Origin of the sequence: Cellulomonas gilvus ATCC 13127 (assembly GCF_000218545.1) — a bacterium.
Taxonomy (GTDB): domain Bacteria; phylum Actinomycetota; class Actinomycetes; order Actinomycetales; family Cellulomonadaceae; genus Cellulomonas; species Cellulomonas gilvus.
In genome coordinates this window covers 2,996,236-3,013,302 of record NC_015671.1, presented here as the reverse complement: position 1 = coordinate 3,013,302, position 17,067 = coordinate 2,996,236, and the positions used below count along the sequence as shown (strand labels likewise).

The window sequence follows — 17,067 nt, the reverse complement described above, 5'->3', positions numbered from 1 at the left end:
CCCGGACACGCCTCGGCGCCGACCACCTGGGGTGGCCGGCGCCGAGGCGTCGGGTGCGTCGTGCGCGCGCTGCCGGTCCTGCGCCGGGTGAGGCGCGGGAGGGCCGTGGCGGCGACCGTCGGGAGAAGAGATCGGGTTCCGACGATCACGTGCGGCCGGCGTATCGGTCAGCGCGCAGATTCAGCGCTCGTCGTTGATCCAGCCCGGATACTCGTCCTCGTCACCGTCGTCGGTGTCGACCGCGGCACCGCCGCGCCGATCGACGTGCTCGGGACTGCGAGACGCCAGCTCCTGCTCCAGGGCCCGGTAGTTGGTGTCCGGGCTGAAGTACTTCAGCTCCCGGGCCACCTTCGTCTGCTTAGCCTTCTGACGGCCGCGCCCCATGGCATCGACCCCCTCTAACGTGGATGCGGGGCGGCACCGTGCTCACACGTGCGGCCCCGGGGTGCTGAATCGTCTCTTCGTGCCGCAACGGTACATGCTCGGCGCGTATTCCGGCCACTTGCGCCGGGGCGAGGCACATCACGTCCGCCAGCCGGCGGAGCGGTCCACGATCGGGTGACGCGGGGCACCAGGTGAGACGGGGCGACCGGGCGTACGGATTCGACGCGCAGTCGACGAGCACGGTCGAAAAGTCCGGTTTAGGCTGGCTCGCAGGCCGCCCACCAGCGGACTCGCCGGTTCACGAGACCGAGTTGTACGCTTTCGTCATCAAATCGTGTCCCGAATCGCCCTCTATGCGAGGGTCGTTCATGCTAGGTCGCGTGAGTCGGCCAGCCCCGGGGTTCACCCGGACGGCTCACACAAGGCACGACCCACCGAACTCGGTGGCGCCGGCCGGGCGGGGAGTCCCGGCTCGTCACCCCCGCGTCAGGAGGCAGTTCCCATGACCGTCAAGCCCGCACCCAACGAGAACCTCCTCACGCCGTCGGAGGTCGCCACCCTGTTCCGCGTCGACCCGAAGACGGTCACGCGCTGGGCGAAGTCCGGCAAGCTCTCCTCCATCCGCACGCTCGGGGGCCACCGTCGCTACCTCGAGTCCGAGGTCCAGGCCCTGCTCAGCGGGGTCCCGCAGCCGCGCCACGCGCACTGACGCCCCCGGTCCGGCCGCGGACTCCCTCACCGCACCGCGGCGGACCCGGTCCGTCCACGCACCCCGATGGCCCCGACGCCTCAGGCGTCGGGGCCATCGTCATCCCACCCCGCACCCACCCGCCGAACTGGTACCTGTCCGCCACCTCGGCCGCCGACCTGGCGGATAAGTACCAGTTCGGCGGGTGGGCGTGGGGGTTGGGTGACGGTGGGCTGCCTGGGGTCAGTGACGGCGGGCGCGGGCGATCGCGAGCGCGACCACCAGCACGACGCCTGCGGCCGCGCCCGCGAGGATCTTGCGGGCACGGTCCCGGTCGGCGGGCGCCGCGTCCTCGCCCATCGCGTCGTGGACCAGGCGCTGCGCGGAGGCGGCCGCGGCCTGCGCCTGCGTGCGCGGGTCGAGCCGGGCCGCGACCTCGTCGACCGTCGCGGCGAGCTGGACGCGCTGCGCGGCGATCTGCGCCTCGAGCGCCAGGATCTCGGGGGTGGTGAACGGGACGGTCGTGGACTCGTCGTCCTGCGGCACGGTCTTGTCGCTCATCGGGCCAGGCCTCCCTTGACGGCGTCGACGTCCTTCTGCACGTTCTCGATGGCGCGCGCGGGCGTGGGCGGCGTGCCCTGCTTGAGCTTGCGGACGCCGAGCAGCCCCAGCAGCACCACCACCAGCAGCAGGAGGGTGGTGACGATGAGGGCCGCGAGCCACAGCGGCAGGAACAGGTCGAGCACGATCACGAGCGTCGCCAGGATCGCGGTGACCAGGTACAGCGCCACGACGCCCGCGGCGGCGAGCAGGCCGGCCCCCGCGCCCAGCGCCTTGAGTCGCCCGACGAGCTCCGCCTTGGCGAGGTCGATCTCGGCGCGCACCAGGCGCGACGTCTGCTCGCTCAGGTCGCTCAGGAGCTGCCCGAGGGAGCGCTCGGGTGACGGGGGTGCCGTCTGCGTCATCGTCCAGCCTTTCGTCGTCCGCACGGGACGTGCCCGCAGGTGTGCTGATCACCCAGTGTGTCGCCCCGTGGCGTCACCCGCGCGGTGGGTGGGTCAGTCCGCCCAGGGATGCACCAGCTCGCCCGCGGGGTGGCTGGGCTCGCGCATGCGCGTGAGGTCGACGGGCGGCGACTTCGGGAGGTGGTTGCGGCCCCACGCGGCGAACCCGGCCGCCAGCAGGATGAGCGCGACGCCGACCAGCAGCGCGGCGAGCCACGGCTCGACCGCGTGCGAGAGGCCGATGACCGCCGCGGTCACCAGCAGCGCCAGGCCGAACACGGTCAGGAGCGCCGCTGACGCGAACGCGATCGCCGACGGGCGGACCTGCACAGCGCGGGCCCGCACGCTGGCCGAGACGGCGTCGATCTCCGCCTGGATCGAGGAGCGCACGCGGTCCTCGGCCTGGCCGATCTTCTCCCGCGCGCGCTCGGCGATCGGGTCGGTCAGGCGGTCGAAGAACGAGCGGTGGCGTTCGGGCCCGGATGGGGTGGTCACGGATCCTCCTTGACGGCGACGTGCGCCCAGCCTAGTCAGGCGCGGTCGCCCCGGGGCGGGTCAGGGCCGCGACGCGCGCGTGTGACCTGCGGGTCCGGGAGGCGGGAGTCCGCAGTCACGGGAGGGGAGACGACGAAGCCCCACCTGGTCTCCCAGGTGGGGCTTCGTGGCGGTGGCTCCGACCGGCGTCGATCCGGTGACCTTTCGATTTTCAGTCGAACGCTCTACCAACTGAGCTACAGAGCCGTGAGAGACATGCCCTCGAACGACGACGCCGGTCACGAGTGACCGGCGTGTGTCGAGCGACCCCGACGGGACTTGAACCCGCGACCTCCGCCGTGACAGGGCGGCGCGCTAACCAACTGCGCTACGGGGCCTCGTGGTGAGACCTTCTTGCTGAACTGCTTTCACTGCACCTGCTCGTACCCCCAACGGGATTCGAACCCGTGCTACCGCCGTGAAAGGGCGGGGTCCTAGGCCGCTAGACGATGAGGGCGTCTCGCCCCTGACGTCCGAGGCGTCGGTTGACCGGGCATGAGCATACGGGGTCCGGGGCGCTATCTCCAAAGTGAGCCCCGGGGGCGGGCGAGCGGCCCCGGCGTGCACGGCGCTGAGCAGGCAGGATGGGGCCATGGTCGAGATGTCGCGCGAGGAGTTCGAGGACGCCGTGCGCGATGCGCTGGACGAGGTCCCGCCCGAGCTCGCGCGCATGATGGACAACGTCGTCGTGCTGGTGGAGGACGACGCCCCGCCCGGGGACGAGGACCTGCTGGGCCTGTACGAGGGGGTGCCGCTCACCGAGCGCACCGACTCCTGGGCCGCGGGTTCGCTGCCCGATCGCATCACGGTGTTCCGCAACCCGACGCTCGAGATCTGCGACACGCGTGACGACGTGGTCGAGGAGGTCGCCATCACGGTGGTGCACGAGATCGCGCACCACTTCGGCATCGACGACGACCGCCTGCACGAGCTGGGATGGGCGTGATGCGGACCGCGAACTAGGGTCGTCGCCATGGTGAGCGGGCGGCCTCGGGTCGGGATCGTGCTCCTGCCGCAGGAGCGGTGGGCCACGCAGCGGGAGAAGTGGCGCCGCGCGGAGGAGATGGGCTTCGACCACGCGTGGACGTACGACCACCTGGCGTGGCGCACGCTCGCCGACCAGCCGTGGTTCGCGACCGTGCCGCTGCTCGCCGCGGCCGCGCAGGTGACGAGCAGGATCGGGCTGGGTACGTTCGTCGCGTCCCCGAACTTCCGCCACCCCGTGCCGTTCGCCAAGGACGTCATGGGCCTGGACGACGTGAGCGAGGGCCGGTTCCTGCTCGGGATCGGCGCGGGCGGTGAGGGCTTCGACGCGCACGTGACCGGACCCGCCCCGACCCGCGGCGAGCGCACGCGCCGGTTCGAGGAGTTCGTCGGGCTGCTCGATGCGCTCCTCACGCAGCCCGTGACCGAGCACGCGGGGGAGTTCTACACCGCGCACGACGCGCGCATGGTGCCCGGCACGATCGCGCAGCCCCGCACGCCCTTCGTCGTCGCCGCCGCGGGACCGCGCACCATGACGCTCGCGGCGCGGTACGGGCAGGGCTGGGTGACGTACGGCGCGGCCTACGCGACCGAGGACGCCGGTGGCGCGTCGGCGCAGGAGCAGTGGTGGGCCGCGCTCGAGCAGCAGGTCGCGCAGCTCGACGCGATCGAGGCCGCGCACCGCCCGGCCGGGGCGCCGCTGCGGCGCTACCTGAGCCTGGACGGTGCGCCCGTGTTCTCGCTGACGTCGGCGGCGCTCGCGGCCGAGGGCGTGGAGCGCGCGGCCGGGCTCGGGTTCACCGACGTGATCGTGCACTGGCCGCGCGCCGAGGGCATCTACGCGGGCGACGAGCGTGCGCTCGAGGAGTTCGCGGCCGGCCTGTGACGGACGGACGCCGGGGACGCCGGCACGAGCCGACGCCCCCGGCGGGCGGTGCCGGTCAGCGGTGCGCGGACCGGGCCTCCCAGGCCGTGCGGACCATCTCGTCGACCGTGTAGGTCATCTTCCAGCCCAGGTCGCGGGCCGCGAGCTCGCCGGACGCGACGATGCGTGCGGGGTCGCCGGGGCGGCGGTCCTCGAGGATCGGGTCGAAGTCGATGCCCGTGACGCGCGCGACCGCGGTCATGATCTCCTTGACCGACATGCCGTCGCCCGAGCCCAGGTTGTACGCGGGCTCGAGCGTCCCGCCCTCGGCGAGCGTGCGCGCGGCGGCGACGTGCGCGTCCGCGAGATCGGCGACGTGGATGTAGTCGCGCACGCACGTCCCGTCGGGCGTCGGGTAGTCGGTGCCCTTGATGATCGGCGTGCGGCCGTCCAGCAGCGCGTCGAACACCAGCGGGAACAGGTTGTGCGGGCTCGTGTCCCAGATGTCGGGGGTGCCCGAGCCGACGACGTTGAAGTAGCGCAGGCTCGTGTGCTGCAGGCCGACGGCCGTGGCCTGGTCACGCAGCAGCCACTCGCCCACCAGCTTGGACTCGCCGTACGGCGACTGCGGCAGCGTCGGCGTCTGCTCGGTCACCAGGTCCGTGTCCGGCGTTCCGAACACCGCGGCCGACGACGAGTAGACGATCTTGTCGACGCCCTGGGCGGCCATCGCCTCGAGCAGGCTGATCGTGCCCGTGACGTTCTGCGTGTACGTGTGCAGCGGCCGCTGCACCGAGACGCCGGCGTACTTGAACGCCGCGAGGTGCACGACGCCCTCGACGCCGTGGTGGGCGAGGGCGTCCGCCACCAGGTCGGTGTCGTTGATCGAGCCCTCGACGAACGGCACACCCTCGGGCACGAAGCCCCGGTGGCCGCTGGACAGGTCGTCGAGGACGACGGAGTCCAGGCCGACCTTCGCGAACGCGCGCACCACGTGCGCACCGATGTATCCGGCACCGCCGGTCACGAGCCATGTCATGCCGCCGAGCGTAGCGCCTCGATGTCGCGCGCGGAAGGACTTCCGACCAAGAACGAACAGAATCACACATCGGGTTCGCACAGATCTCCGCGTGCAACGGCGCCTGCGTCCGCTGGGCGTGTTCGAATCTGATCGAGTTGGCAGGGGCGGCTGACCGGCTCGGCCGAGGTGTGGGTGCCGCGGGGCATGATCGGGACGTGGCCACCCCACGACCCGAACCCGCGTTCGTCGTCGACACCGCGCAGCGGCGTGCGCGCCTGGCGCGCCGGCACGCGCTCGTCGAGAAGGTCCCCGACGTCGAGTCCGCGGCGCGTGCGATGGTCGCGCTGCACGGCACGGATGCGTCGGGCCCGTACGTCGCGGCGTGGGCACGCGTCCCGGACTTCACGACGAGCGCGCTCGACGACGCGCTGTTCGGCCGCCGGTCGCTGGTCCGGCAGATGGCGATGCGGCGCACGCTGTGGGTCATGGAGGCCGGGCTGCTGCCACCCGTGGTGGCCTCACCGGGCGCCCGGACCGCGGGCGCCGAGCGGCGGCGGCTGGTGCGCGAGCTCGAGCTCGACGGCGGTTTCGGCGACGTCGATCGCTGGGTGGACGCGGCCACGGCCGGCGTGCTGCGCGCGCTCGCGGACGGCGTGTGCCGCACCGCGGTGGAGCTGGGCCCGCTGGTGCCCGAGGCGGCGGGCCGGTTCGTCGCGGCACCCGGGACGCGGTGGGGCGCGGAGATGCCCGTGCTCCCGCGGCTGCTCACGATCCTGACCGCGCAGGGCATGGTGGTGCGCGGCGAGAACCGCGCCGGGTGGACCGCGTCGCGGCCCACCTGGACGCTCACGTCGACCTGGTTGGGCGGCGCCGTCGCGCCCATGGACCCCGACGCCGCGCACACCGAGCTGGTCGCGCGCTGGCTGCGCACGTTCGGACCCGGCACCGAGCGGGACGTGCAGTGGTGGCTGGGCTCGACCCTGGGTGCCGTGCGCCGCTCGCTGTCCGAGCTCGGCGCGGTGCCGGTGGGCCTCGAGGGCAGCGCGTCCGTGGGGTGGCTGCCGCCCGACGACGTCGCGCCAGTCGAGCCGGTCGGGCCGTGGGTCGCGGTGCTGCCCGGCCTGGACCCGACCACCATGGGCTGGGTCGAGCGCGACTGGTACCTGGGACCGCACGCGCGTGAGGTCGTCGACAAGGTGGGCAACGCGGGCCCGACCATCTGGGTGGACGGGCGCGTCGTCGGCGCGTGGGCCGCGAGCACCGGGACGGTCCAGGTCGCGCTGCTCGAGGACGTCGGCGCACGCGCCCGGGCCGCGATCGACGACGAGGTGGCCCGCCTGACCGCGTGGCTCGCGGGCGGCAAGGTCTCACCGGCGTTCCCGTCGCCCCTGTTCGGCGGGCGTCGGCACGCACCGCTCCCGGACGCCGCGCCGGGCCGCGCGCCGGCGGGCGTCCCGGCGCGCCCGGCCGCAGGATGAGGCCGTGACCGTGACCGAACCCGCACCCCGCCGTGACGACGCCCCAGCCGCGGGCGCCGCCGACCGTCTCCGCGTGCTGCTCGAGCCGCCCGGCCCCGACTCGGTGCCGCGCGTGGTCGCGCGCGTCGGGCTCGGGCTCTCGCTGCTGTTCGCGGGCGTGAGCCACCTGACGTTCGCGCGTGACGAGTTCCAGGCGCAGGTGCCCTCCTGGTTCCCGGTCGGCACCGACCTGACGGTGCTCGCGTCGGGTGCGGTGGAGATCGGGCTCGGCGCGGCGCTCGTCGTGCTGCCGCGCTACCGCGTGGTGGTGGGGCTGGTGGTCGCGGCGTTCTTCGTCGTGATCTTCCCCGGCAACCTGGCGCAGTGGCTCGAGCACAAGGACGGGTTCGGGCTCGACACGGACACCAAGCGCCTGGTGCGGCTGTTCTTCCAGCCGGTGCTGGTGGCGTGGGCGCTGTGGTCGACCGGGGCGCTGCGCGCGCTGCGTTCGCGCCGCTGACCCCGGCGGTCAGACGGCCCGCACCGCGCGCAGCACCGTGTCGTGGAGGGTGACGACCCCGTCGGACGTGGTGATCGCGCGGGGGACGGCGTGCGCGACCTCGACCGTCCACGCCCCGCCGGTCGCGAGCAGCTCGTCGCGGACCTGCTGGGCGCCGGGGAACATCGCGCGGTCGCGCGGACGGCCCACGGGCGCCGCGAGGTCGAGCGCGTCGTGACCGACCAGCAGGAGCGTGCCGCCCGGCGCGACCATCGACGCCGCGCGCGTGACGAACCCGGTGCGCCGCTCGGGGGTCAGGTGGATGAAGTGCGAGGTCACCAGGTCGAACTGTTCGTCGGACGCCCAGGTGGTCACGTCGGCGTGCACCCACCGCACGCGTAGCCCTGCCGCAGCAGCCGCCTGCTCGCCGCGGGCCAGGCCGGTCGCCGCGAAGTCGACTGCCGTGACGTCCCAGCCGCGCTCCGCGAGCCACACCGCGTCGCGGCCCTCGCCCGCGCCCAGGTCCAGCGCGCGCCCGGGGGTCAGGTGCGCGGTGTGGTCCACGAGCGCGGCGTTGGGCCGGCCGCTCCACACCGCCGTGACGCCCGCGTAGCGGTCCTCCCAGCCCGCCTCGTCGAGCACCCAGGGCCCGTCGGGTGACGGGTCCTGGCCCGTGACCAGGCGCGTGTGCTGATCGACGGCGTCGCGCACGTCGTCCTCCACGAGCTCGGCGTTGGTCATCGCCCCGACGAACGCGCCCTGTGCGGCGGAGGCGAGCACGGTCGCGAACGGGTCGGTCAGGTTGCCCGCCACCCGCACGCCCGGGACGGCGGTCGCGCCGGCCTCGTCGGCCGGGACGGTGGTGCCGACGACGACGCCCGCACGCTCGACCTCGACCGGCTCGAGCCCGAGCGGAGCCAGGTGGTCGGCGCGGGCGTGCAGCTCCGAGCGCACCACGAGCGCGGCGGCCGGGATCCGCTCGTCGTGGTCGGTGCGGACCGCGACCAGACGGTCGTCCTCGACCTCGAGCTCGGCCAGGCCGCCCCGCGCCACGCGGATGCCGCGTGCGGCCAGGCGTGCGGCCTCGTCGGCGGGCAGGGCCGCGTCGGCGCGCACGAGCGTCACGTCGGGCGTCCACTGGCGCCACAGCAGCGCCGCGTGCACGCCCAGCGGACCGTCGCCGGCGACGACGACGGCGCCGTCCCCGATCTCGTGGCCGTGGCAGTACGGGCAGTGCAGCACGTCGCGGCCCCACCGCTGCGCGATCCCGGGGACGTCGGGCAGCTCGTCGCGGCCGCCCGTGGTGCTGATCACGCGACGTGCGAGCACGTGCGTGCCGTCGTCGAGCGCGACGTCGAACGCGCCCACCGTGCCGGTCACGGCCACGGCGCGTGCGGTGCGGACGACGCCTCCGTAGCCGAGCACCTCGTCGCGGCCGTGCGCGAGCAGTGCGCGCGGGGGGATACCGTCACGCGTGAGGTAGCCGTGCGCGTGTGCGGCGGGTGCGTTGCGCGGGCTCCCGTCGTCGAGCACGAGCACGCGCCGCCGGGCACGTGCGAGGACGAGGGCCGCGGCCAGGCCGGCCGCGCCGCCCCCGACGACGACGACGTCCCACGGTGCAGTGCCGTCGTGCGGTGCCGCAGCGAGCCCCGCCGCGGCGGCATCCCGGGTGGGGGAGGGTGCGGCGTGCTCGTGGTGCTCGTGCGTGCTGGTCATGCGTGTGCTCCTGCCTGGGCGTGGCCGGTGGTCCGGTGAGACTGTGCGTCGCGGCCGCGCGTGGTGGCAAGAATCGTTGCCGGAATGGCAACATGCGGTCATGGTGGAGGACGTGCTCGCGGCGGTCGGCCCGCGGCTGCGGGAGCTCCGGGTGGCGCGGGACCTGACGCTCGCGGCGCTCGCGGAGCAGACGGGGATCTCGGTCAGCACGCTGTCCCGGCTCGAGTCGGGACGGCGCCGGCCCACGCTCGAGCTGCTGCTCCCGCTCGCGCGCGTCCACCAGGTGCCGCTCGACGAGCTCGTCGACGCCCCGCAGACCGGCGACCCGCGCGTGCACGCCAAGCCGTTCACGCGGCACGGGTCCACGTACGTGCCCCTCACGCGCAACCCGGGCGGGCTGCGCGCGTACAAGCTGGTGATGCCGCCGCAGGCGCCCGAGCGGACGCTCGAGCCGCAGGTGCACGAGGGCTACGAGTGGATGTACGTGCTGTCCGGGCGGCTGCGGCTGGTGCTCGGCGAGCACGACCTCATGCTGGGCCCCGGTGAGGTGGTGGAGTTCGACACGCGGACGCCGCACGCGTTCGTGAACCCCGGCCCCGGTCCGGCGGAGGTGCTCACGCTGTTCGGGCCGCAGGGCGAGCGCATGCACGTGCGCGCCCGCCCGCGGTCCGCGGGGTGACCTACAGCCGCTTCTCGAGCAGCACCACGTCGCGCCACTGCCCCGCGAGCGGGCCGTGCCCCATGAGGCCCAGGCGTTCGCGCGTGCCGACCACCCGGAACCCGGCCTCGGTGTGCAGCCGCAGGCTCGCGGTGTTCTCCGGGAACACGCCCGACTCGAGGGTCCACACACCCGCCTCACGCGCCGAGCCGACGAGCGCCGTGAGCAGCGTGCGCCCGACGCCCCGGCCACGCGCGGCCGCTGCGACGTAGACCGAGTGCTCGACCACGCCCGAGTAGACGCACCGGCCGGAGACGGGCGCTGCGGCCACCCATCCGAGCACGGCGCCGTCGTCGTCCAGCGCGACCAGGCGGTGTGCGGGCAGGTGGTCCGCGTCGAACGCGGCCCACGTGGGTGCGGCGGACTGGAACGTGGCGTGCCCGGTGGCGATGCCCTCGTCGTAGATGCGCAGCACCGCGTCGGCGTGCTCGGCCGTCATGGGCGCGACCGTGACGGTGGCGCTCACGCGGCGGCTCCGCCCACGTGCTGCACCAGGTGCCCCGTGAGCGCCTCGACCGCACCGGGGACCAGTGCGTAGTAGGCCCACACCCCGCGCTTGTCGCGCGAGACGAGGCCGGCCTCCGTGAGGACCTTGAGGTGGTGCGAGACGGTCGGCTGGGACAGCCCGACGGGTTCGGTCAGGTCGCACACGCACGCCTCGGCGCCCTGGTGCGCCGCGATGATCGACAGCAGGCGCAGGCGGGTGGGGTCGGCGAGGGCCTTGAGGGCGCGTGCCACGTTCTCGGCGTCCTCGGGGGCGATCACCGGACCGGTCACGGGGGTGCAGCAGGCGGAGGGCGCCTGGGCCACCGGCAGGAGGTGCGTGCTCATGCGACCAGTGTGGCGCAAACATCGACTCATGTCGATATTGACACCCGTCGATGGTCGGGTGCACGGTGTGAGGCATCGACACACTTCGATATGTGGAGGCGGACATGGACGACATCAGGGAGCAGGTGCGCGAGCGGTACGCGCTCGCGGCGGTGCAGGCGCAGGCGGCGGGCAGCGCGGCGTCGTGCTGCGGCACGGACGCGGCCGCGGAGTCGGGCGCGTGCTGTGCGACGGACGCCAGCGCGGAGGCGGACGCGTGCTGCGCCACGGACGTCGCCGCGGAGGCGGGTGCCTGCTGCGCCACGGACGCCGTCGTCGTCGACGAGCGGTTCGGTGCCGCGCTCTACGCGGCCGACCAGACGCTGGGTCTCCCGCCCGAGGCGCTCGCGGCCTCGCTCGGGTGCGGCAACCCCCTCATGGTCGCGGAGCTGCGCGAGGGCGAGCGGGTGCTGGACCTGGGATCGGGCGGCGGGATCGACGTGCTGCTCTCGGCCCGCCGCGTCGGCCCCACGGGGTTCGCGCACGGCGTGGACATGACCGACGAGATGCTCGAGCTGGCCCGCGCGAACGCGGCCAAGGCCGGCGCGACGAACGTCGCGTTCCACCGCGGCACCATCGAGGACCTGCCGCTGCCAGACGCGTCGGTGGACGTGGTGATCTCCAACTGCGTGGTCAACCTCTCGCCCGACAAGCCCGCGGTGCTCGCGGAGGCCTTCCGCGTCCTGGTGCCGGGCGGCCGGCTGGGCATCTCCGACGTGGTCGCCGAGGACCACCTGACGTCCGACGAGCGCGCCGAGCGCGGCTCGTACGTCGGGTGCATCGCCGGGGCGCTGTCCCGTGCCGAGTACCTGGAGGGCCTCGCCGCCGCGGGCTTCGTCGACGCGGACGTGACGTTCACGCACCGCGTGGCCGACGGCATGCACGGCGCGATCGTCCGCGCGCGCAAGGACACGTGAGACACCCGGTGGCGAGCGCGTGCTGCGCCGCATGAGCGAGCGGGGCCCGGACGGTGCCGGGCCCCGCTCGCACGGTCAGGCGCGGACCGGTGTGACGCCGAGCTCGTCGAGCAGCGTGAGGACGCGCGCGCGGATCTCGTCCCGGATCGGCCGCACCGACTCCAGGCCCTGGCCCGCGGGGTCCTCGAGCTTCCAGTCCTCGTAGCGCTTGCCGGGGAAGTACGGGCACGCGTCGCCGCACCCCATGGTGACCACGACGTCCGAGGCCTGGACGGCCTCGGTGGTGAGCACCTTGGGCTGCTCGGCGGCGATGTCGATGCCGAGCTCGGCCATCGCCTGCACCGCGACGGGGTTGACCTGGTCGGCGGGCATCGAGCCGGCGGACCGGACCTCGACGCCGTCGCCGCCCAGGGCGGTCAGGAAGCCCGCCGCCATCTGGGAGCGACCGGCGTTGTGGACGCAGACGAACAGGACGCTGGGCTTGGTGGACACGGGTCTCCTCGGGGTCGGGTCGGGCTGGAGGTCGGGCTGGAGGGTCAGGCGGGCAGGGGCAGGTCGGGGAGCAGCTCGGCCAGGAGCGCGCGCACCCGGCGGTCGATCTCGTCCCGGATCGCACGGGTGCCGGTGGCGGACGCGAGCGCGGGGTCACCGACGACCCAGTCCTCGTACCGCTTGCCGGGCAGGACGGGGCACGTGTCTCCGCAGCCCATGGTGATCACCACGTCGGCCGCGCGGACGGCGTCGTCGGTCAGCGGCTTGGGGAACGCGTCGTCGGCGGCGCCCAGGTCGGCCAGCAGCGGGCGGACCGCCCGGTGGACGTCCGCGGCAGGCGCCGACCCCGCGCTGCGCACGACGACAGCGTCACCCGCGTAGCGCCGGACCAGTGCCGCGGCGAGCTGCGAGCGGCCCGCGTTCGCGACGCACACGAACAGGATCTGCGGCACCGCCCGTGCGTCCACGACCGCCCGCTCGGCGTCCGCGAGCCGCTGACGCGCGAACCGCTCGGTGTTCACGACGAGGTGCGCCCGCACCGCGGAGCTGCGTGCGAGCGCGGTGTACGACTCGCGCACCACGGTGAGCACGGCCGCCGGGTCGCGCTGAGGACACTCGTCGGACAGGCGACCGGCGATGCGCGCGAGCGTCTCCTCGGCGTCCGTGAGCCCGCCCAGCGGCGCGGTGCGGGCCGCGGCGTCCACCGTCGCGGGGGCGAACGACTCCAGCAGCGTGGTGACGGCACCGCGCAGCGCGGGCTCCACGCGGTAGTGCACCCACGTCCCGCGGCGCTCCGCGGTCAGCACCCCGGCGTCCTTGAGCACCTTGAGGTGGTGCGAGACGGTCGGCCCCGAGACCTCCGCCACGGTCGTGAGGTCGCACACGCACGCCTCGCCCATGGGTGACGTGGCGATCATCGACAGCATGCGCAGACGCAGCGGGTCGGCCAGTGCCTTGAGCGTGCCGGCCAGGCTGGTCGCGGCGTCGCTGCCCATCGTGTGCTCGGCGGGCGAGGGCGGGATGGTGGCGCACGTCTCGTCGGGAACGTGCGTGGTGTGGTTCACGGGCGAGCCTCCTGCAGGGTGAGCGTCGCGGTCGACAAGGGCTGGCCCGGGAACCAGCGGCGGCGCGCCCACAGGCTGACGTACACGAGACCGACCAGGACCGGGACCTCGATCAGCGGGCCGACGACCCCTGCGAGCGCCTGGCCGGAGGTGGCGCCGAAGGTGCCGATGGCGACCGCGATCGCGAGCTCGAAGTTGTTGCCCGCCGCGGTGAACGCGAGCGTCGTGGACCGGGCGTAGCCCAGACCGAGGGCGCGGCCCGCGGCCATCCCGGAGGCCCACATGACCGCGAAGTAGGCGAGCAGGGGGAGCGCGATGCGGACGACGTCCCACGGGTTCGAGGTGACGGCGTCGCCCTGCAGGGCGAACAGCAGCACGATCGTGAAGATCAGGCCGTAGAGCGCGAACGGGCTGACACGCGGCGTGAAGCGCTCCTCGTACCAGGTGCGGCCCCGGGTGCGCTCGCCGATCCATCGTGAGGCGAACCCGGCCACGAGGGGGATGCCGAGGAACACGAGCACGTTCACCGCGACCTGGGCGATCGACACGTCGAGGCCCTGGGTGTCGAGCCCCAGCCAGCCGGGCAGGACCGTGAGGTAGAAGTACCCGAGGAGCGAGAACGCCACCACCTGGAAGACCGAGTTGATCGCGACGAGGACGGCCGCCGCCTCGCGGTCCCCGCACGCCAGGTCGTTCCAGATGACCACCATCGCGATGCACCGCGCGAGGCCGACGATCACCAGGCCCGTGCGGTACTCCGGCAGGTCGGGCAGGAGGAGCCACGCCAGCGCGAACATGAGCGCGGGTCCGAGCACCCAGTTGAGCACGAGCGAGGACACGAGCAGGCGCTTGTCCCCCGTGACGGCAGACACGCGGTCATAGCGGACCTTGGCCAGGACCGGGTACATCATCACGAGAAGGCCGAGCGCGATCGGGACGGAGACGCCGCCGACCTCCAGTGCGGCGAGAGCGTCTCCCAGCGCGGGAACCATGCGGCCGAGAGCGAGGCCGACGACCATCGCGAGCCCGATCCAGGCGGGCAGCCAACGGTCGAGCGTCGAGAGCTGTCCTGGCCGCGTGTCGGTCCGCGACTCGAGCGTGGTCACCGGGCCCCCTGTGCGACGAGCGCCGAGGGACCAGCGGCGACGACGTCGCCGAGTGCGGCGAGGTGGTGCTGGGCGTCGAGGGCTGCGGCGCAGCCGGAGCCGGCGGCGGTGATGGCCTGGCGGTAGGTGTGGTCGACCGCGTCGCCGCACGCGAACACACCGGGCAGGCTGGTGCGGGTCGAGCGGCCCTCGACCGCGATGTAGCCGTTCTCGTCGAGCTCGACCTGGCCGATCAGCAGCTCGGTGCGCGGGACGTGCCCGATCGCGACGAACACCGCACCCGCGGGCTGCTCACGCGTCTCGCCCGTGACGGTGTCGCGCAGCGTCACGCCCGTGACCTTGGCGTCACCGGCGATCGCGACGATCTCGGAGTTCCACGCGAAGCTGATCTTCGGGTCGGCCGCGGCGCGGTCGGCCATGATCTTGGACGCACGCAGCTGGTCGCGGCGGTGCACGATCGTCACCGACCGGCCGAACCGCGTCAGGAACGTGGCCTCCTCCACCGCGGAGTCACCACCGCCCACCACCAGGATGTCCTGGTCCTTGAAGAAGAACCCGTCGCACGTCGCGCACCAGGACACACCCCGGCCGGACAGGCGGCGCTCGTCGTCCAGGCCCAGCTCGCGGTAGGCCGAACCGGTCGCCAGGATCACGGCCTTGGCCCGGTACACCGTGCCGTCCGAGACGGTGATCTCCTTGACGTCACCCGTCAGCGACAGCGCGGTCGCGTCGTCCCACAGCACCTCGGCACCGAACCGCTCGGCCTGCTCCTGGAGCTTCTCCATGAGCTCGGGGCCCTGGATGCCGTCCGGGAAGCCCGGGAAGTTCTCCACCTCGGTGGTGTTCATCAACGCACCACCCGCGGTCACCGAACCGGCCACCACCAACGGCGCCAGGCCCGCACGCGCGGCGTAGATCGCCGCGGTGTAGCCGGCGGGGCCAGACCCGACGATGATCACTTCTCTTTGATTCGACACTCGTCTATTTTGAGAGCCATCGAACCAAGGTGTCAACCCCAGGAGCCTCGCCGTGACCTCGACCGTCCTGTTCGTCTGCGTGCACAACGCGGGCCGTTCACAGCTCGCCGCGGGGCTGGCTGCGGCCTACGCAGGCCCGCGCGTGCGGGTCCTGTCGGCGGGAACTTCGCCCGAGGACGTGGTCTCCCCGGCGGTCCTCGCGTCGCTCGCGGAGCTCGGCATCGACCGCTCGAACGAGGTGCCCACCCAGCTGACTCCCGCGTTCGCGCACCAGGCGGACGTGGTCGTCGCGCTCAAGCCCGGGCTCGACCTGTTCGGGCACCCGGATGTCCGGACGTGGCCGTTGCCGGATCCGGCCGGCTGGGACGTCGACGGCCTCCGGGAGCTGCGCGACCATCTCGACGCGCGCGTCCGCGAGCTGGTCGACGCGCTCGCCTGACGAGCTCACGCCGGCAGCGCCGCCAGGATCTCGCGGACCTGGGCGGTCGTCGGGACGCGGCCGGACAGCACGACCTCCTCGTCGACCACGAGGGCGGGCGTGCGCATGACGCCGTAGCCCGCGATCGCGCCGTAGTCGGTCACCTTCTCCACCTGGGCGTCCAGGCCGAGCTCGGCGACCGCCTCGGACGTGACCCGCTCGAGGGTCACGCAGTTCGCGCATCCGGGACCGAGGATCTTGATGTGCATGGTGTCCTCCTAGGGTGATCGCACGCCGTCAGAGGACGGCGTTGAACAGGTAGCCGACGGCGACGATCCCGCTGCCGACGACGGCGACGAACAGGCCGATGAGCGGTGGCCGCAGCACGCGGCGCAGCAGGATGAGCTCGGGCAGGCTCAGGGCGACGACGGCCATCATGAAGGCGAGCAGCGTGCCCATCGGCAGACCCTTGTCGTGCAGCGCCTCGACCAGCGGCAGCACGCCCGCGGCGTTGGAGTAGAGCGGGATGCCGATCAGCACCGCGACCAGGACCGCGGCGGGGTTGCCCGGGCCCGCGTACCGGGTGAACAGCTCCTGCGGCGCCCAGCCGTGGATCGCGGCGCCCAGCCCGATGCCGACCAGCAGGTAGGGCCAGATCTTCCGGAGGATGGTGACGACCTCCTCGCGCCCCATCTGCAGCCGGTCGTCCCACGTCAGGCCGACGGACGGGTCGACCGCACGCCCACCCACGCGTGTCGCGAAGACGAACGGCTCGATCCACCGCTCAGGACGCATCCGGCCCAGTGCGAAGCCGGCGAGGACCGCGATCGTCAGGCCCGCGGCCACGTACAGGACCGTGGGCCCGACGCCGAACAGCCCCAGCAGCAGCGCGATGGCGACCTCGTTGACCAGCGGGCTCGCGATCAGGAAGCTCAGCGTCACGCCCACGGGGACGCCGGCCGCGACGAACCCGATGAAGGCCGGGACAGCGCTGCACGAGCAGAACGGGGTGACCACGCCGAGGCCGGCCGCGAGCACGTTGCCGATGCCCTCGCGCCGTCCGCCGAGCAGCGCACGCGTGCGCTCGACGCTCATGAAGGACCGCAGCACGGTGACGACGAAGATGATCCCCACGAGCAGCAGCGCGATCTTCACGGAGTCGTACAGGAAGAAGTGCACGCCCGAACCGAGCCGGGTGCCCAGGTCGAGGTCGAGCACGTCGCCCAGCAGCCACGTCCACCACCGGCCGTTGACCGCGTACGCCGCCCACCACGTCCCAGCCGCGGCCGCCACCACGAGCCAGCGTCGCGTCGCGGAGTGCCGGCGGGGCAGGGGCGGGGCCGCGGACGTCAT

General features: G+C 73.5%; 22 protein-coding genes and 3 tRNA genes. 8 read left to right on the top strand and 17 right to left on the bottom strand.

The window, feature by feature from the left end; genetic code table 11:
- Window positions 1-180: 180 nt before the first annotated feature.
- Window positions 181-384: a DUF3073 domain-containing protein gene (locus CELGI_RS13700; RefSeq protein WP_013884731.1), complete on the bottom strand. Its 204-nt coding sequence runs from the start codon at window positions 382-384 to the stop codon at window positions 181-183.
- Window positions 385-886: 502 nt separating this feature from the next.
- On the opposite strand from CELGI_RS13700, the gene CELGI_RS13695 reads away from it, so the two are divergent.
- Window positions 887-1,093 (top strand): BldC family transcriptional regulator, encoded by a 207-nt coding sequence (locus tag CELGI_RS13695; RefSeq protein ID WP_013884730.1) that lies wholly within the window; start codon window positions 887-889, stop codon window positions 1,091-1,093.
- A gap of 222 nt (window positions 1,094-1,315) precedes the next feature.
- On the opposite strand, the gene CELGI_RS13690 is transcribed toward CELGI_RS13695, so the two are convergent.
- The 6 genes from CELGI_RS13690 to CELGI_RS13665 form a co-directional block, all read right to left on the bottom strand.
- Complete coding sequence (locus tag CELGI_RS13690; protein ID WP_013884729.1) at window positions 1,316-1,633, bottom strand: DUF3618 domain-containing protein; 318 nt, start codon at window positions 1,631-1,633, stop codon at window positions 1,316-1,318.
- On the bottom strand, window positions 1,630-2,037 hold the full coding sequence (locus CELGI_RS13685) for a phage holin family protein (RefSeq protein WP_041574211.1): 408 nt from the start codon (window positions 2,035-2,037) through the stop codon (window positions 1,630-1,632). Before CELGI_RS13685 ends, CELGI_RS13690 begins: the two co-directional genes overlap by 4 nt.
- Before the next feature lie 93 nt (window positions 2,038-2,130).
- Window positions 2,131-2,571 carry a phage holin family protein gene (locus CELGI_RS13680; protein ID WP_013884727.1) on the bottom strand — a complete coding sequence of 147 codons (441 nt, stop codon included), beginning with the start codon at window positions 2,569-2,571 and terminating at the stop codon, window positions 2,131-2,133.
- A 173-nt stretch (window positions 2,572-2,744) separates the two neighbouring features.
- Window positions 2,745-2,817 (bottom strand) — tRNA-Phe (locus tag CELGI_RS13675).
- 57 nt (window positions 2,818-2,874) lie between these two features.
- Window positions 2,875-2,948, bottom strand: a tRNA-Asp gene (locus tag CELGI_RS13670).
- Between the two features lie 46 nt (window positions 2,949-2,994).
- A tRNA-Glu gene (locus CELGI_RS13665) sits at window positions 2,995-3,067 on the bottom strand.
- 135 nt (window positions 3,068-3,202) lie between these two features.
- Between CELGI_RS13665 and CELGI_RS13660 the strand changes: the two genes are divergently transcribed.
- Both CELGI_RS13660 and CELGI_RS13655 read left to right on the top strand, forming a co-directional pair.
- Window positions 3,203-3,556 carry a metallopeptidase family protein gene (locus CELGI_RS13660; RefSeq protein ID WP_013884726.1) on the top strand — a complete coding sequence of 118 codons (354 nt, stop codon included), beginning with the start codon at window positions 3,203-3,205 and terminating at the stop codon, window positions 3,554-3,556.
- A gap of 27 nt (window positions 3,557-3,583) precedes the next feature.
- Complete coding sequence (locus CELGI_RS13655) at window positions 3,584-4,480, top strand: LLM class flavin-dependent oxidoreductase (RefSeq protein WP_013884725.1); 897 nt, start codon at window positions 3,584-3,586, stop codon at window positions 4,478-4,480.
- A 55-nt stretch (window positions 4,481-4,535) separates the two neighbouring features.
- Here CELGI_RS13655 and galE read toward each other — a convergent pair whose 3' ends face one another.
- Window positions 4,536-5,498 (bottom strand): UDP-glucose 4-epimerase GalE, encoded by a 963-nt coding sequence (gene galE, locus CELGI_RS13650; RefSeq protein ID WP_013884724.1) that lies wholly within the window; start codon window positions 5,496-5,498, stop codon window positions 4,536-4,538.
- Between the two features lie 197 nt (window positions 5,499-5,695).
- Between galE and CELGI_RS13645 the strand changes: the two genes are divergently transcribed.
- Entirely contained in the window at window positions 5,696-6,958 is a 1,263-nt protein-coding gene (locus CELGI_RS13645; RefSeq protein WP_013884723.1) for a winged helix DNA-binding domain-containing protein, read from the top strand.
- A gap of 4 nt (window positions 6,959-6,962) precedes the next feature.
- Window positions 6,963-7,457 carry a DoxX family protein gene (locus tag CELGI_RS13640; RefSeq protein WP_013884722.1) on the top strand — a complete coding sequence of 165 codons (495 nt, stop codon included), beginning with the start codon at window positions 6,963-6,965 and terminating at the stop codon, window positions 7,455-7,457.
- Between the two features lie 9 nt (window positions 7,458-7,466).
- Here the strand turns inward: CELGI_RS13640 and CELGI_RS13635 are convergent, their stop codons facing one another.
- Window positions 7,467-9,152 (bottom strand): bifunctional NAD(P)/FAD-dependent oxidoreductase/class I SAM-dependent methyltransferase, encoded by a 1,686-nt coding sequence (locus CELGI_RS13635; protein ID WP_013884721.1) that lies wholly within the window; start codon window positions 9,150-9,152, stop codon window positions 7,467-7,469.
- 100 nt (window positions 9,153-9,252) lie between these two features.
- On the opposite strand from CELGI_RS13635, the gene CELGI_RS13630 reads away from it, so the two are divergent.
- Window positions 9,253-9,831: a helix-turn-helix domain-containing protein gene (locus CELGI_RS13630; protein WP_013884720.1), complete on the top strand. Its 579-nt coding sequence runs from the start codon at window positions 9,253-9,255 to the stop codon at window positions 9,829-9,831.
- Between the two features lies 1 nt (window position 9,832).
- Here CELGI_RS13630 and CELGI_RS13625 read toward each other — a convergent pair whose 3' ends face one another.
- Window positions 9,833-10,336: a GNAT family N-acetyltransferase gene (locus tag CELGI_RS13625; RefSeq protein WP_013884719.1), complete on the bottom strand. Its 504-nt coding sequence runs from the start codon at window positions 10,334-10,336 to the stop codon at window positions 9,833-9,835.
- Window positions 10,333-10,701, bottom strand: a complete 369-nt coding sequence (locus CELGI_RS13620; protein ID WP_013884718.1) for an ArsR/SmtB family transcription factor — start codon at window positions 10,699-10,701, stop codon at window positions 10,333-10,335. The genes CELGI_RS13625 and CELGI_RS13620 overlap by 4 nt, the downstream gene beginning before the upstream one ends.
- A 104-nt stretch (window positions 10,702-10,805) precedes the next feature.
- Between CELGI_RS13620 and arsM the strand changes: the two genes are divergently transcribed.
- Window positions 10,806-11,657, top strand: coding sequence for an arsenite methyltransferase (gene arsM, locus CELGI_RS13615; protein ID WP_013884717.1), 852 nt, complete (start codon window positions 10,806-10,808; stop codon window positions 11,655-11,657).
- A gap of 75 nt (window positions 11,658-11,732) precedes the next feature.
- Here arsM and CELGI_RS13610 read toward each other — a convergent pair whose 3' ends face one another.
- From CELGI_RS13610 to trxB, 4 genes are read right to left on the bottom strand one after another with little or no spacing between them, the layout of a single operon-like run.
- A complete protein-coding gene (locus CELGI_RS13610) occupies window positions 11,733-12,149 on the bottom strand; it encodes an arsenate reductase ArsC (RefSeq protein WP_013884716.1) in 417 nt (138 codons plus the stop codon).
- A 44-nt stretch (window positions 12,150-12,193) separates the two neighbouring features.
- Window positions 12,194-13,213, bottom strand: coding sequence for a metalloregulator ArsR/SmtB family transcription factor (locus tag CELGI_RS13605; protein WP_013884715.1), 1,020 nt, complete (start codon window positions 13,211-13,213; stop codon window positions 12,194-12,196).
- Window positions 13,210-14,319, bottom strand: coding sequence for an ACR3 family arsenite efflux transporter (gene arsB, locus CELGI_RS13600; RefSeq protein WP_013884714.1), 1,110 nt, complete (start codon window positions 14,317-14,319; stop codon window positions 13,210-13,212). The genes CELGI_RS13605 and arsB overlap by 4 nt, the downstream gene beginning before the upstream one ends.
- On the bottom strand, window positions 14,316-15,296 hold the full coding sequence (gene trxB, locus CELGI_RS13595) for a thioredoxin-disulfide reductase (protein ID WP_013884713.1): 981 nt from the start codon (window positions 15,294-15,296) through the stop codon (window positions 14,316-14,318). Before trxB ends, arsB begins: the two co-directional genes overlap by 4 nt.
- Window positions 15,297-15,348: 52 nt before the next feature.
- Here trxB and CELGI_RS13590 point away from each other — a divergent pair, with 52 nt between their 5' ends.
- Window positions 15,349-15,735, top strand: a complete 387-nt coding sequence (locus CELGI_RS13590) for an arsenate-mycothiol transferase ArsC (protein ID WP_013884712.1) — start codon at window positions 15,349-15,351, stop codon at window positions 15,733-15,735.
- Between the two features lie 5 nt (window positions 15,736-15,740).
- Here the strand turns inward: CELGI_RS13590 and CELGI_RS13585 are convergent, their stop codons facing one another.
- Window positions 15,741-15,983, bottom strand: a complete 243-nt coding sequence (locus tag CELGI_RS13585) for a thioredoxin family protein (protein ID WP_013884711.1) — start codon at window positions 15,981-15,983, stop codon at window positions 15,741-15,743.
- A 28-nt stretch (window positions 15,984-16,011) separates the two neighbouring features.
- Window positions 16,012-17,067: a permease gene (locus CELGI_RS13580; RefSeq protein ID WP_013884710.1), complete on the bottom strand. Its 1,056-nt coding sequence runs from the start codon at window positions 17,065-17,067 to the stop codon at window positions 16,012-16,014.